The sequence below is a fragment of the Cryobacterium serini genome (assembly GCF_004404025.1).
Classification (GTDB): domain Bacteria; phylum Actinomycetota; class Actinomycetes; order Actinomycetales; family Microbacteriaceae; genus Cryobacterium; species Cryobacterium serini.
Map to the genome: position 1 here is coordinate 62,830 of NZ_SOHN01000009.1, position 13,722 is coordinate 76,551.

The 13,722-nt window shown below is 66.1% G+C and carries 14 protein-coding genes; 11 read left to right on the forward strand and 3 right to left on the reverse strand.

All coding sequences use genetic code 11. The features are described from left to right. Positions 1–26: 26 nt before the first annotated feature. Entirely contained in the window at positions 27–470 is a 444-nt protein-coding gene (locus tag E3T51_RS05840; RefSeq protein ID WP_134528737.1) for a nitroreductase family deazaflavin-dependent oxidoreductase, read from the reverse strand. Positions 471–509: 39 nt separating this feature from the next. On the opposite strand from E3T51_RS05840, the gene E3T51_RS05845 reads away from it, so the two are divergent. From E3T51_RS05845 to dprA, 4 genes are all read left to right on the forward strand, one after another. Beyond that, positions 510–1,649, forward strand: a complete 1,140-nt coding sequence (locus tag E3T51_RS05845; protein WP_420898412.1) for an alcohol dehydrogenase catalytic domain-containing protein — start codon at positions 510–512, stop codon at positions 1,647–1,649. Positions 1,650–1,745: 96 nt separating this feature from the next. Continuing rightward, complete coding sequence (locus E3T51_RS05850) at positions 1,746–2,144, forward strand: YraN family protein (protein ID WP_420898413.1); 399 nt, start codon at positions 1,746–1,748, stop codon at positions 2,142–2,144. Continuing rightward, positions 2,144–3,679, forward strand: coding sequence for a YifB family Mg chelatase-like AAA ATPase (locus tag E3T51_RS05855; protein WP_134528739.1), 1,536 nt, complete (start codon positions 2,144–2,146; stop codon positions 3,677–3,679). The genes E3T51_RS05850 and E3T51_RS05855 overlap by 1 nt, the downstream gene beginning before the upstream one ends. Continuing rightward, entirely contained in the window at positions 3,676–4,995 is a 1,320-nt protein-coding gene (dprA, locus tag E3T51_RS05860; protein ID WP_134528741.1) for a DNA-processing protein DprA, read from the forward strand. Before E3T51_RS05855 ends, dprA begins: the two co-directional genes overlap by 4 nt. Positions 4,996–5,010: 15 nt before the next feature. On the opposite strand, the gene E3T51_RS05865 is transcribed toward dprA, so the two are convergent. Continuing rightward, positions 5,011–6,489, reverse strand: a complete 1,479-nt coding sequence (locus tag E3T51_RS05865) for a pyridoxal phosphate-dependent decarboxylase family protein (RefSeq protein ID WP_134528743.1) — start codon at positions 6,487–6,489, stop codon at positions 5,011–5,013. Between the two features lie 121 nt (positions 6,490–6,610). Here E3T51_RS05865 and E3T51_RS05870 point away from each other — a divergent pair, with 121 nt between their 5' ends. Beyond that, the gene (locus E3T51_RS05870; RefSeq protein WP_134528745.1) at positions 6,611–7,525 is read left to right on the forward strand and encodes a phosphodiesterase; all 915 of its coding nucleotides are present in this window, start codon (positions 6,611–6,613) and stop codon (positions 7,523–7,525) included. 40 nt (positions 7,526–7,565) lie between these two features. Next, a complete protein-coding gene (locus E3T51_RS05875) occupies positions 7,566–8,555 on the forward strand; it encodes a tyrosine recombinase XerC (protein WP_134528747.1) in 990 nt (329 codons plus the stop codon). 44 nt (positions 8,556–8,599) lie between these two features. Here the strand turns inward: E3T51_RS05875 and E3T51_RS05880 are convergent, their stop codons facing one another. Beyond that, the gene (locus tag E3T51_RS05880; protein ID WP_134528749.1) at positions 8,600–9,130 is read right to left on the reverse strand and encodes a murein hydrolase activator EnvC family protein; all 531 of its coding nucleotides are present in this window, start codon (positions 9,128–9,130) and stop codon (positions 8,600–8,602) included. 310 nt (positions 9,131–9,440) lie between these two features. On the opposite strand from E3T51_RS05880, the gene rpsB reads away from it, so the two are divergent. The 5 genes from rpsB (at position 9,441) to E3T51_RS05905 (ending at position 13,716) form a co-directional block, all read left to right on the forward strand. Continuing rightward, complete coding sequence (rpsB, locus tag E3T51_RS05885) at positions 9,441–10,379, forward strand: 30S ribosomal protein S2 (protein ID WP_134528751.1); 939 nt, start codon at positions 9,441–9,443, stop codon at positions 10,377–10,379. Positions 10,380–10,389: 10 nt separating this feature from the next. Further along, the gene (gene tsf / locus E3T51_RS05890) at positions 10,390–11,217 is read left to right on the forward strand and encodes a translation elongation factor Ts (protein WP_134528753.1); all 828 of its coding nucleotides are present in this window, start codon (positions 10,390–10,392) and stop codon (positions 11,215–11,217) included. Positions 11,218–11,341: 124 nt separating this feature from the next. Next, a complete protein-coding gene (gene pyrH / locus E3T51_RS05895; protein ID WP_134528755.1) occupies positions 11,342–12,106 on the forward strand; it encodes a UMP kinase in 765 nt (254 codons plus the stop codon). 30 nt (positions 12,107–12,136) lie between these two features. Then, a complete protein-coding gene (frr, locus tag E3T51_RS05900) occupies positions 12,137–12,691 on the forward strand; it encodes a ribosome recycling factor (protein ID WP_104191611.1) in 555 nt (184 codons plus the stop codon). An 11-nt stretch (positions 12,692–12,702) separates the two neighbouring features. After that, positions 12,703–13,716: a phosphatidate cytidylyltransferase gene (locus E3T51_RS05905; protein WP_134528757.1), complete on the forward strand. Its 1,014-nt coding sequence runs from the start codon at positions 12,703–12,705 to the stop codon at positions 13,714–13,716. Positions 13,717–13,722 lie beyond the last annotated feature (6 nt).

Below are 13,722 nucleotides of genomic sequence, written 5' to 3' on the forward strand. Positions count from 1 at the left end.
TGGTCGGGCCCGGGCTCCGTCCGCAATTAGTCGCTCGGCTCGCAGATGATCACGGGGATGTCGCGGTCGGTCTTGCCTTGGTAGGCACCGTAACCGGGATAGGCCGCCACGATACGTGGCCACAGCTCGGCTTTCTCAGCGGATGACGCGGTGCGAGCCCGAAATGGTCGCGTCACGCCTCGAATGGTCAGGTCCACGGCGGGCTGAGCCAACAGGTTGAGATACCAGAACGGATGCCGGTCGTCACCGCCCTTGGACGCCACGAGCACGTACCTTCCGCCCTCGTGAACGGGCGCCGTCAGCATCGTCGACCGACGCTTTCCGGTAGTGCGGCCGGTCGTGTGCAGTTCGACCGTCTGCATGGTGCGGATGGTCCAGCCGAGGCGTCCGCCCGACAGGCTTAGCACCATCCGGTGCACGCCGTTCATCGTTCGCATGCCGAAGTCGGTCATCCGGTCGCGCATTTTCATACGCCCAGCGTACGCCCCGGTGGGCGTTAGGTTGGAAGAATGATTCCAGCAACGATGCTCAGCGCGATCCTTCGCGAATCCGGTTCTACGCGCCCCTACGCCGACAGCCGCCCGCTCACGCTCGAGCAGGTTCCGGTGCCTGCTCCCCGGGCCGGCGAGGTGCTCGTGCGCATCGAACGCGCGAGTCTTTGCCACTCAGACCTCTCGGTCATTGACGGTTCACGCATTCGGCCCCTGCCGATGGCGCTCGGACACGAGGCTGCCGGCACCGTGAGCGCCCTCGGTGACGGCGTCGACGATCTGGCCGTCGGCGATCGAGTCGTGCTGGTCTTCGTGCCGAGTTGCGGGGACTGCCGGGCCTGTCTGGCCGGGCGCCCGGCACTCTGCCACCGCGGCGCTGAGGCCAACGGAACCGGCGACCTGCTGCACGGCTCGGCCGTGCTCGCCGGCGCCGACGGCGAGCGGATCAACCACCACCTCGGGATCTCCGCTTTCTCGCAGTACGCCGTCGTGGCCCGCGAATCCGTCGTTGCTGTCGACTCCAATGTTCCCTTCGACATCGCCGCGATGTTCGGCTGCGCGGCCCTCACCGGCATCGGTGCCGTGCTCAACACCGGCGCGCTCGCACCCGGCCAGTCGGTGATCGTGTTCGGACTCGGCGCGGTCGGCCTGATGGCCGTCATGGCCGCCGCCCAGCTGGCCGACACCACCGTCATCGCGATCGATCCGCTGCCCGGGAAACAGGCGCTGGCCCTCCGCTGCGGAGCCCACCATGCCGGGGCGCCCGACCAGGCGGCCGAGCTCGTTCGCCAGCACACGGGCGACGGCGTCGACCTCGCCATCGAGGCGGTCGGCAGCGCCCGGGTGATGGAGGCAAGCCTGGCCCTGCTCACCCGCGGCGGCGCCCTCGTCTCGGTCGGCCTGCCGCACCCCGAGCAGACCATCAGCACGCCGGCGCTGCAGTTCCCTGGGATGGGCCGGCGGCTGCTCGGCTCCTATATGGGCGACTCGGTTCCGAGCCGCGATATTCCGGCCTACCTGCAGCTGTGGCGCGACGGTCGGCTTCCGGTCGAACTGCTGCACACCGACACCCGACCGCTCAGTGACCTCAATGAGAGCCTCGACGACCTCCTAGCCGGCGAGGTCGTGCGCCGCCTGTTCGTCATGCACGCCGAATAGCAGCGTCCTCCGCGGCGTCCTCTCCAGCGCCTCCACAGCGTCCTCCACAGCAGCCCCGGGCGCGTTGTTCTCCACCAATGCGGCGACGGTCCGGCCGTGGCCGGGCCCGACCGGCCACTCTGGTGGTCGGAGGCACTCGTGGCGCGCAAAGACGAACTGGGCAAACTCGGCGAAGATCAGGCCGCGCGCTTTCTTCAGGGAGCCGGCTACACGATCCTGACCCGCAATTGGCGCTGCTCAGAGGGGGAGATCGACCTCGTCGTGCAACAGGGCGCTGCCGTTGTGTTCGTCGAGGTGAAGACGCGCAGCAGCGTGGGCTTCGGACATCCGTTTGAAGCCATCACGGTGAAAAAATTGGCCCGGATGCGCCGCCTGGCCGCCGCCTGGTGTGTCGAGGCCGAGCGCTGGCCACGCCAAATCCGGCTCGACGTCATCGCGGTCATCGCCCCGGTCGGCCGCGAACCGGTCATCGAACACCTCGAGGGCGTGTTCTGATGGGCATCGCCCGCACCCACGCCGTAGCAATGCTCGGACTGACCGGAGCGCTCGTCGAGGTCGAGGCCGACATCTCGGCGCAACTGCCCGGTATGATTTTGATCGGGCTGCCCGATGCGGCACTCGCACAGGCCACCCAGCGGGTGCGTGCTGCGGCCGCCAACAGCGGATGCCCGCTTACCGTCCACCGCCTCACCATCAATCTGTCGCCGGCCGCGTTGCCCAAGCACGGTGCCGGCTTCGACCTCGCGATCGCGCTGGCTTGCCTCGCCGCCGACAGCACCGTTTCCGCAAAATCGGTCGGTCAGGTCGTGCACTTCGGCGAGCTCGCCCTCGACGGCAGACTCCGTCCGACGCTGGGCATTCTTCCGGGTGTGATGACCGCGGCTCGCCTCGGGCATGTAACGGTGATGGTACCGATCGGCAACGAGGGTGAAGCACGCCTCGTGCCCAATATTCGAGTCATCGGTGTCGCATCGTTGCGTGATGCGGCGATCTTCCACGGCGCCACGCTCCCTCCGATACCGGTCGAGCCCATTCTGGCAGCGACCGGGTCGGCCAGCCTGGCCGCCGAACCCGACCTGGCAGACGTGATCGGCAATGACGACGCCATTCTGGCCCTGCAGATAGCCGCCGCGGGCGGTCACCACGTGTTTCTGCTCGGCCCACCCGGCGCGGGAAAGACCATGCTCGCAGCCCGTCTGCCCGGCCTGCTGCCCGACCTCGACCCGGCGAGCTCCCTCGAAGTCAGCTCCCTCCGCTCGCTCAGCGGGCTCGGGTTAGGCGGAGCCCTGATCACCCGGCCGCCCTGGGAAGCCCCACACCATACGGCGACCGCTGCGGCCATGGTCGGCGGTGGCAATGGTCAGATTCGGCCGGGGGCAGCGTCGAAGGCCTCGCACGGAGTTCTTTTTCTCGATGAAGCTCCCGAATTCGCTTCTCCGGTGCTTGACGCCCTGCGCCAGCCCCTGGAATCTGGCTGGATCAGCATTCACCGCGCCAACGCCGTCGCGCATTTTCCGGCTCGGTTTCAACTGGTGATGGCAGCAAACCCCTGCCCGTGCGGGCAGTACGGCGCGGGAGACCTCAGTTGCACATGCCCGCCCAACGCGCGCCGCCGTTACCTGGCCCGCATCTCCGGGCCGCTGCTCGACCGCATCGACATCCAGCTCAACGTCAAGCGCATCACCGCCGCCCAGCTGCGCCTTGCCACCGATACGCAGCGGATGACGAGCGTCGCCGCCCGAAAGCGGGTGGTAGCTGCCCGCGCGGCGGCGGCCGAGCGGCTCAGCAGCACCCCCTGGACCCTGAACTCCCAGGTTCCGGGCCCGTGGCTGCGCGGCGCATCGACTCGACTGGCACCGCGCACCACCGCGGGCCTTGACCGGGCGCTCGAACGCGGCGGAATCACTATGCGCGGCTACGACCGGGTTCTGCGCATCGCCTGGACCCTGGCCGACTACGACGGTCTCAGCAGTCCCGGTCCCGACCAAATCGGTCACGCCCTCTACTTACGCAAAGGAATGACTTCATGACGATGTTCGGCCTCGACGAGACCCGGGTAAGCGAGCTCAGCGCAGGCGTGCGCGGTGGAATGCCGGGCGAGCCCCCCGAGGCGGCCGGCGAAGTATTCGCCCGCGCGGCCTGGTCCGGCATCGCCGAACCCGGCGACGGTACGGCCGGCCTGCTTGTGGCGAGCCTCGGCGCGAGTGTGGCGCTGACGGCCATCCTCGAAGCATGGAGCCCGGTGCGCATCGGCGCCCTCGTGCGCGACGTTCTCGCCGATGAGCCGGGCGCCCCAGACGTCGTCTTTGCCACCAATCCCAGTTCCGATCACACCGAAGCGGATGCCGACACCAGCGCCGAGCTGGAACAGGCCCTCGACGCGGGGCTGCAACGCTGGCGGCCGCGGCTCAATTCGGGTGACGTCATCCGCTCGCTGCAACAAGCAGCTCGCGTCGACGCCCGGTTACTGCTGGCCACGGACACCCTCTGGCCCGCGACGATCGATGACCTTGAGCAGCATGCGCCACTGGCGCTGTGGTGGCGGGGTGTGCCCGGCGCCCTGGCCGCGCTGCCCAACTCGATTGCTTTGGTCGGGGCCAGGGCCGCCACCGGCTACGGCGAGCACATCGCGATGGAGGCGTCGGCCGGGCTGGTCGACCGTGGTTTTGCCGTGGTGTCCGGTGCCGCCTATGGCATCGACGGGATGGCCCACCGTGCAGCCCTGGCCAGTGACGGCATGACCGTGGCCTTTCTCGCCGGGGGAGTCGACCGGTTCTATCCGAGCGGACACGACTCCCTGCTCACCCGCATCGTGGCCGCTGGCGCCGTTATCTCCGAGCTGCCCTGCGGCGCTGCCCCCACGAAATGGCGCTTTTTGCAACGAAACAGATTGATCGCCGCAGCGAGTGCGGCAACGATCGTGTTGGAAGCGGGATGGCGGTCGGGCTCGCTCAACACCGCCGGGCACGCGTCGGCGCTGGGCCGCCCGCTCGGCGCCGTGCCCGGGCCGATCACAAGCCCCACCTCGGCCGGCTGTCATCGCCTCATTCGCGAATTCGCCGCGGTGTGCGTGACCAACCCGACGGAGATGGCCGAGCTGGTTGGTGAGCGGTCAGTCCAGGTGCCCCTGGACTTTTCCGACACGGATACCGGCCCGGGCCCGATACCCCGCACGAGCGACCAGGTGCGCGTGTTCGACGCCCTGAGCGCTCGCTCGCCGCGCACGGTCGCCGATCTGTCACGCCGCGCCGGGCTCTCGACTACGGCCGTGCGCGGCGCCCTCGGCGGTCTCGATCTTGATGGAGCCGCCCAGGAGCGGGAGGCCGGCTGGGTGCGCCGGCTGTAAATCACGGAGGTCAGGTCAGTTTCGATCGTGGGTCGCGCGTTCAGGGAACCGGGGTGTGGGAGTACGGCGTACATCCTCGACGTCGACATTGGCAGCGTCAACGACAGCGCAGGCCCGCGCCACCGCCGCGAGGGAGAGCGCTACGTCGGCGGCATCCGTTGACCAGTTGCTCACCGAGATGCGCAGAATATCCTGGTCGTGCCAGCGCGACCCCGACATCCAGGCTGAACTGTCGGCGATGAGCTGCTGTGTCACCCGCCGGGTGCGTTTATCGCTGCCGAAGCTCACGCACACCTGGGTGAACACCACCTCGTTGAGCACTTCGACCCCCGGCAATAGACGCAGACCGTCGGCAAGGTTCCGCGCATTCGCTGCGAGACGGTCCACCAACGCGATCGTGCCGACCCGGCCGAGTGATCGAAGCGCCGCCCAGACCGGAACCCCCCTGGCCCGGCGGGACAGCTCGGGCACCTTCTCGAATGGGTCACCGGGCCCCAGGTTGCCGGGAGTGCCGTCGGCCGCCATCAAATAGCTCGTGTGCACGCCGAACACCCTGCGCACGACCTCGGGCCGGGACACGATCGATACACCGCAGTCGTAGGGCACATTGAGTGTCTTATGAGCGTCCGTCGCCCAGGAGTCAGCGCCGTCCAGGCCGGTCAGCTGGTCCCTAAAGCGCGGGCTGGCTGCCGCCCAGAGGCCGAACGCTCCATCGACGTGCACCCAGGCTCCATGCCGGTGTGCCACGTCGATCGCCACACCCATCGGGTCTGATGCTCCGGAATGCAGGTTGCCAGCCTGCAGGCAGACGATGGCTGGGCCGGAACCGGCGTCCAATAGTTCGGCCAGGGAGTCCGGCCGCAACCGTCCTTGCTGGTCGACGTCGACGACGATAGGTGCGCCGAGGCCGAGGTAGCGCAGTACGAGATCGATGACGTCGTGACGCTCCGCCCCCACGAAAACCCGCACACGCGGCGAACCGGCCAGGCCGTCCCGGTCCAGGTCCCATCCGGCCCGCTCCAAAACCCACTGCCGTCCCGCGGCGAGGCCGACAAAATTGGCCATCGTCGCGCCCGTGGTGAATCCGACATCCGCTCCCGGCGGCAGCCCGAGCAGATCGAGAAGCCAGCCGGCGGCGGTCTCTTCGAGCACGGCGGCCGCGGGAGTGGCGAAGCGCATTCCGGCGTTCTGGTTCCATGCGGTCACCAGCCAGTCGGCGGCGAGGGCGGCGGGCAGGGTGCCCCCAATGACCCACCCGAAGAATCGGCCGGAGGGCATTGCCATGAGTCCCGGTTCGGCAAAGGCGGCGAGTTCATCGATCACGTCGGCTGCAGCGCACGACGACGGGGGTAACGGGCCGGCCGAGAGGGCGGCGAGGGTGTCGGCATCGACACGGGGGCCGATTGGGCGGGAGGGTAGTGACGCAAGCCAGGCATGGGTGTGCAGCAGTGCACGGTCAAGGGCCTCGGTATAGGCGTCCGGCTGGGCAGACATGGCGCCATGATAGCCCGCCGGTCTGCCCGTGTCGCCGGTGCGGGACCGGGCTGTTGTGGTGTTTGGACGAAACGGGTGTCGGCGGGTGCCCGTAGTCTGGAAACCCGACGAGAGGTGATCCATGGCAGCCGTGCAGCTGGGCCAGTACGCGCCCGCCGAGCAGGTTTTGGTGCACCTGAGTGACACCCATTTTCTAGCGGATGGCGCGGCGCTCTACGGTTCCATCGACACCGACTCCACCGTGCATCGCGCCTTCGAGCAGCTGCACCGCTCGGGTATCCGCCCCGACGCCCTCATTCTCACCGGCGATGTGGCCGATCGGGGCGAAGCGGATGCCTATCGCCGCATTCGCGGCATCGTCGAAACCGCCGCCGCCGGCTGGGAGGCCAAGATCATCTGGGTGATGGGCAACCACGACCTGCGCGAACCGTTCCGGACCGAGCTGCTCAGCGAAGCCGCGGCCCACGACCCCGCGCACCAGCACCCCGTCGACCATGTGTATGACCTCGACGGACTGCGCATCATCGCCCTGGACTCGAGCGTTCCCGGCTATCACCACGGTGAAGTCACCGACGAGCAACTGAGCTGGCTGGCCGAGCTGCTCACGCACCCGGGCCGCCGCGGGTCGATCCTGGCGCTGCACCACCCACCGATTCCCACACCGTTGCCGCTGATGAGTGTGCTCGAGCTGCAGAACCAGCCGCGACTGGCGGCCGTTCTGGCCGGCAGTGATGTGCGGGCAATTCTCGCCGGGCACCTGCACTATTCCACTCAGGGCGTATTTGCCGGCATCCCCGTGTCGGTGGCAGCGGCTACCTGTTACTCAATGGATTTGAGCGCCCCCGACCGTGAGCTGACCGGGGTGAACGGCGGTCAGACGCTGAACCTTGTGCACGTCTACGCCGACCAGATCACGCATTCGCAACTGCCGATCGGCGATTACGCCGCGGTGACGCAGTTTTCCGCCGACTACGTCGATGAGCTGGCCGCCCTCTCGCCCGAAGACCGCCGGCAGTCTTTTTCGCGGCAGTCATGACGGCGGCAGCGCGAACTCATGGGATCGAGCAACTAAACCCATGCGCGTGATCGACGACATCGACGAGTTTCTGCGCTACCTCAGCGCCGAGCGTGGCTACTCAGCGCATACGGTACGTGCCTATCGCACCGACCTGAACCAACTGGCCGCGTTTGCTGGCGACCGGGGCGTGACGGCATCCGCCGAGTTGAGCCTTGAGCTCCTGCGGGAATGGCTCTGGGTCGCAACTCAGGCTGGCCTGGCCCGGGCCACGCTGGCCCGCCGGTCGGCGTCGGCTCGCAGCTTCACTGCCTGGCTCGCGCGCAGCCACGACGACAGCACAGACCCGGCGGCCCGTCTGCGCTCGCCGAAACCCGGTCGAACGTTGCCACGCGTGATCGCCCAGACCCAGATGAGCGAACTGCTCGAACTGCTGGCGGCCCGCGCCGCCGGAGGAGATGCACTCGCCCTGCGTGATCTCGCCATCGTCGAGCTGCTCTACGCTTCGGCGCTGCGAGTCTCGGAGCTCGTCGGCCTCGATCTCGCCGACGTGGACCTGGAACGGTTGACCGTGCGGGTCACCGGCAAGGGGGCGAAGGAACGCGTGGTTCCGTTCGGCGTTCCGGCGAAGCGCGCCCTCGTCGGTTACCTGTGTCAGGGGCGGAACGTACTCGCCGCGGTCTCGGCAGGCGCCGTGCAGACCGGACCAACGACAAAAGCTCGATCAAACGCCGGGGCGCCCGCCGCCGCACCAATCAGCAACGCGTCAAATGCCACGGCGCTGTTCCTCGGCCGCCAAGGCCAGCGCCTCGGCGTGCGCGGCGTCTATCGCCTCGTAGCCGCGCTGCTGGCCGCGGTCCCCGGCACCGGTCCGGCCGGACCGCACGCCCTGCGCCACACTGCTGCCACCCATTTGCTCGACGGGGGAGCCGACCTGCGCGCCGTGCAGGAACTTCTTGGGCATGTCAGTCTCGGTACCACCCAGATCTATACCCATGTGTCGGCGGAACGCCTCAAAGCCAGCTATGGACTCGCCCACCCTCGCGCCTGACCCGGCCAAGGGAGAAATCGGTTCGTGCAGATGTCGCGGCCCCGTCACGGCACGGACGGCAACAAAATCGCGCGCGGCACGGTTCCGAGAAAGAGGAGGGGCGACACGTACAGTCCGTGCAGTCGCACACCGAAATGCAGACAGCCGGGAGGGCAATGACCGCCGCTCGCCACTGTACCGATCACCTGTCCGGCGCGCACGCGGTCTCCCGCCGCGACAGTGGCGATCACGGGCTCGACCGTCGAAATCAGATCTCCCGGCTGGGTGATTGACAGCACAGGCCGGTCAACGACACGACCTGCAAACGATACGACGCCGTCGTGCGGCGCAAACACCGCGTCATTCGCCAGTGCAGCCAGGTCGATGCCGCGATGACCGCCCGTATATTGCGACTCCGGCGCTTCGAACGCCCGCGTCACCCGGTGCGGAGACGCGACCGGCCAGACCCAGGCAGCGACCCCGGTGGGGGCTGAAACCGCCCTCCGTTCCAACGCGGCACCCGACGACTGTCCGGCGCCCACACCCACGATCACAATGATGACAGCGGATGCAGCGAGTGCGCGTAGGGTCTGCATGTCCCTACCCTGCCGCTCGGCACCGACCTTGCCCGGGCAGAAGGCGCATCCGTGCAGGTATCCATCGATACCGGACCTGTGCAGGAGGCGGTCGCAGTAGTGCGCCCGCGGTGATACGCTATCCCAAGCAGCGCTTTGTGCGCTGACTACGCGTGCCCATTTGGCCGCCATGTCCAATCGGTCCCGTCTCCCGCGAAACTTGCGTGAACAGGGCGGACATGTGCCGGGCACCAGGAGTAGCGATCGACCGATCGTTACACAAACCGATTGGTGTGGCTTTCGAGCCTGCATCAGAACAGGAGTACGGCACATGGCCGTCGTAACCATCCGCCAGCTGCTCGACAGCGGCGTGCACTTCGGGCACCAGACCCGCCGTTGGAACCCGAAGATGAAGCGCTTCATCTTCACCGAGCGTTCCGGCATCTACATCATCGACCTGCAGCAGTCGCTCGGGTTTGTTGACAAGGCTTATGACTTCGTCAAGGAGACGGTTGCCCACGGCGGCACCATCCTCTTCGTCGGCACCAAGAAGCAGGCCCAGGAATCCATCTCAGAGCAGGCGCAGCGCGTCGGCCAGCCCTACGTCAACCAGCGCTGGCTCGGTGGACTTCTCACCAACTTCCAGACCGTTTCCAAGCGCCTAGCCCGCATGAAAGAACTCGAAGAGCTCGACTTCGACGACACCGCCAAGAGCGGTTTCACGAAGAAGGAAATGCTCATCAAGAAGCGCGAGCTCGTCAAGCTGCACAAGAGCCTTGGCGGAATCCGCAACCTCACGAAGACCCCGTCTGCGCTGTGGGTCGTTGACACCAACAAGGAGCACCTCGCCATTGACGAGGCGCGCAAGCTCGGAATCCCCGTCATCGCCATCCTCGACACCAACTGCGACCCCGACGACGTGCAGTACCCGATCCCGGGCAACGACGACGCCATCCGCTCCGTTGGCCTGTTGACCCGCATCATCGCGGACGCCGCAGCCGAGGGCCTCATCCAGCGCCACGCCAAGCCGGAGGCTGAAGTTGAGCCCCTCGCCGCGTGGGAAGCTGAATTGCTCCAGGCCTCCGACACCGAGACCACCCCAGCGCAGTCCTCCGCCGAGACCGAGAAGGTTGCCGACGCTACCGTCGCAGCCGACGAGGCCGTCGTTGCAGAGCCCACCATCGCCGACGCTGTCGCCGACAGCGACGTAGCAGCCGTACTGGCTGCCGTCGCTGACGAGCCCACCATTGTCGCTGAAGAGACCAAGTAAGGAACCCGGTATGGCAAACTTCACACTCGAAAACGTCAAGGCTCTTCGCGAGAACCTCGGCACGGGAATGGTCGACACCAAGAACGCCCTCGTTGAAGCCGACGGCGACATGGACAAGGCCATCGAGATCCTGCGTCTCAAGGGTGCCAAGGGCAACGCCAAGCGCGCTGACCGTTCCACCTCTGAGGGACTCGTCGCTGCCAAGGAAATCGGCACGACCGCGTACATGATCGAATTGGCTTGCGAGACCGACTTCGTCGCCAAGGGTGACAAGTTCGTCGTTTTGGCCGATAAGGTTCTCGACGCAATCGCCGCCGCTGGCGCGACCACGGTTGAGGCCGGTCTGGCCGCCACGGCTGGTGGCCAGACCGTCGCCGAGCTCATTGATGGCGAAGCGGCAATCATTGGCGAGAAGTTCGAACTTCGCCGTGTTGCCGCCGTCACCGGCGAGTTGTTCTCGATCTACCTGCACAAGACCAGCAAGGACCTGCCCCCGCAGGTCGGTGTTGTTCTCGGTTTCTCCGGTTCCGACGTTGAAACCGCGCGCAGCGTGGCCCAGCACATTTCGTTCGCTAACCCCGAGTACCTCGCGGCGAGCGATGTTCCGGCTGACCTCGTGGAGACCGAGCGCAAGATCGTCACCGAGATCTCCAAGAACGAGGGCAAGCCGGAAGCGGCACTGCCCAAGATCGTTGAGGGACGCGTCAAGGCGTACCTCAAGCAGGTCGCCCTGCTCGAACAGGACTACGCCAAGGACAACAAGTTGTCCGTCGCCAAGGTTTTGGATGATGCAAAACTGACCGTGTCGGGCTTTGCCCGGTTCAAGGTCGGCGCCTAACACAAAATGACGGAGGCCGGATTGCGCAAGCGATCCGGCCTCCGTTTTGTGTGTGTGCCCCGGTGGGGTACGCGCGCGCACTCGGTAGTTTGGTAGTACTCCCTCTCGGAAGGCCCCGCACGACATGACTGACACGGCCAGCTCGCCCATCCCCCACACCAGCCCGATAAACCCGACCGCGGTCGTGAAGAAACGACGGGTGCTTCTTAAACTGTCCGGTGAGGCCTTCGGCGGCGGAGCCGTGGGTGTGAATCCCGATGTCGTCAGCTCGCTGGCCCGGGAGATCGCCGAGGGTGCCAAGCAGGTCGAAGTGGCCATCGTCGTCGGCGGCGGCAACTTCTTTCGAGGCGCCGAGCTTTCCCAGCGCGGTATGGACCGCGGACGCGCCGACTACATGGGCATGCTCGGCACCGTCATGAACGCCCTCGCCCTGCAGGACTTTCTGGAACAGGCCGGGGCAGAAACCCGCGTGCAGTCTGCCATCTCGATGACCCAGGTTGCCGAGCTGTACATTCCGCGGCGTGCCGAGCGGCACCTGGAAAAGGGCCGCGTTGTTATCTTCGGTGCTGGAGCGGGACTGCCCTACTTCTCGACCGATACGGTGGCCGCGCAGCGTGCCCTGGAAATCGACGCCGACGTGGTGCTCGTGGCGAAGAACGGCGTGGACGGCGTGTATTCCGACGACCCGCGCACCAACCCGGATGCTCAGAAGATTCACCACATCACCTATCTGGAGGCCCTCCAGCGCGGCCTCAAAGTGGTCGACTCCACCGCGTTCAGCCTGTGCATGGACAACCACATGCCTATGCAGGTGTTCGGTATGGCGCCCGAGGGCAACGTCACCGCAGCCATCCTGGGCACCGATCTGGGCACTCGCGTCTCCAACTAGAATTGTTCCACCACCAATAAAGGAGTCACCGTGATCGCGGATGTTCTTTCCGACGCCACTGCGCGCATGAACCGGGCCCTCGAGGCCGCCAAAGACGACTTTGGCACCGTGCGAACCGGGCGCGCCAACCCGCAAATGTTCGCGAAAATTCTGGTGAGCTACTACGGCACACTGACCCCGCTGGAACAACTCGCATCCCTGCAAAACCAGGAAGCGCGCACAATGTTGATCGGTCCCTACGATAAGCAAGCGCTGCGCGACATTGAGATCGCCATCCGCGACACTCCGAATCTGGGCGCCAACGTCGGCAACGACGGCACCACTATCCGGGCCACGCTGCCCGAACTCACCACGGAACGCCGCAAGGAATTTGTGAAGATCGTCAAGGCCAAGGCGGAGGATGCCCGCATTTCAGTGCGCAACATTCGCCGCAAGGCCAAGGACGAGCTCGATGCGCTCAAGAGCGAGGTCGGCGACGACGAGGTCGGTCGCGCCGAGAAAGAGCTCGAGCTGATCACCAAAAACCACGTGGACGGCATCGACGACGCGTTCAAGCGCAAGGAAGCCGAACTCCTCGAGATCTAGGAAGCGTTTAGATGACCGAGAAACCGGAAAACGGCCAGCCGCACAAACGCGGTCGCGGTGTCAGTCGCGCCGAGTTTCGGGCGCAGGTGAAAACGACACGCGCAGATTTCGAACGTCAGGTGCAGACCACTAAGGCCGATTTTGAACGCCAGGTGCAGGCCACCCGGGCTCAACTCGATGCAACGAACGAACGCATCGCAGCGCGCACCGGGCGCAACCTCATTCTGGCCATCCTGATCGGACTTGTGCTCGGCGGCTCAATGCTGCTCAGCCTCATCATCATCAAACAGCTCTTCATGATCTTCGCGGTCGTGATCGTCGGATTCTGTGCGTTCGAACTGGCACAGGCCCTGCGACGCGCCGGACGCAACGTGCCGCGCATCCCCGTGATCATTTCGGCGGTCGCCATCGTTCCGGCTGCGTTCTACGGCGGGGCAACCGGCCAATGGCTCGTCATGCTCGGCGGCATCGCACTGATCGCACTGTGGCGTTTGGCCCTGACCGTGATTCCGTCGCACCGCGCCAGTGCCCGTTCCCTCGTTGGCGACGTCGGCGGTGGCATTCTAATTCAGGTCTACGTCGTCTTTCTCGCGAGTTTCGCCGTTTTGCTTGTCGCCCAGGACCACGGGCAATGGTGGACGCTCGCCTTCTTGATCCTGGTCATTTCTGCCGACACCGGTGCGTACGTCAGCGGTCTGAACTTCGGTAAGCATCCGATGGCGCCCTCGATCAGCCCGAAGAAGACGTGGGAGGGTTTTGTTGGCGCCGGACTGATCTGCATGATCGCCGGCGTGCTCCTCTCAATTTTTATGCTCGACCAGCCCTGGTGGTTTGGTCTGGTTTTCGGGGCGGTCATTCTGCTCACCGCGACCTTTGGCGACCTGGCCGAATCGCTTATTAAACGCGACCTAGGTATCAAGGACATGAGTTCGTGGTTGCCCGGGCACGGCGGTTTTCTGGACCGGCTCGACTCGATTCTGCCGTCGGCCGCTGCCGCCTACGCCCTGTATCTGGTCTTTGCGTGAGCGCAA

Coding starts and splice junctions, on each gene's coding strand:
- E3T51_RS05840 (WP_134528737.1), bottom strand. CDS start 470: ATGAAAATGCGCGACCGGATGACCGACTTCGGCATGCGAACGATGAAC.
- E3T51_RS05845 (WP_420898412.1), top strand. CDS start 510: ATGATTCCAGCAACGATGCTCAGCGCGATCCTTCGCGAATCCGGTTCT.
- E3T51_RS05855 (WP_134528739.1), top strand. CDS start 2,144: ATGGGCATCGCCCGCACCCACGCCGTAGCAATGCTCGGACTGACCGGA.
- dprA (WP_134528741.1), top strand. CDS start 3,676: ATGACGATGTTCGGCCTCGACGAGACCCGGGTAAGCGAGCTCAGCGCA.
- E3T51_RS05865 (WP_134528743.1), bottom strand. CDS start 6,489: ATGTCTGCCCAGCCGGACGCCTATACCGAGGCCCTTGACCGTGCACTG.
- E3T51_RS05870 (WP_134528745.1), top strand. CDS start 6,611: ATGGCAGCCGTGCAGCTGGGCCAGTACGCGCCCGCCGAGCAGGTTTTG.
- E3T51_RS05875 (WP_134528747.1), top strand. CDS start 7,566: ATGCGCGTGATCGACGACATCGACGAGTTTCTGCGCTACCTCAGCGCC.
- E3T51_RS05880 (WP_134528749.1), bottom strand. CDS start 9,130: ATGCAGACCCTACGCGCACTCGCTGCATCCGCTGTCATCATTGTGATC.
- rpsB (WP_134528751.1), top strand. CDS start 9,441: ATGGCCGTCGTAACCATCCGCCAGCTGCTCGACAGCGGCGTGCACTTC.
- tsf (WP_134528753.1), top strand. CDS start 10,390: ATGGCAAACTTCACACTCGAAAACGTCAAGGCTCTTCGCGAGAACCTC.
- pyrH (WP_134528755.1), top strand. CDS start 11,342: ATGACTGACACGGCCAGCTCGCCCATCCCCCACACCAGCCCGATAAAC.
- E3T51_RS05905 (WP_134528757.1), top strand. CDS start 12,703: ATGACCGAGAAACCGGAAAACGGCCAGCCGCACAAACGCGGTCGCGGT.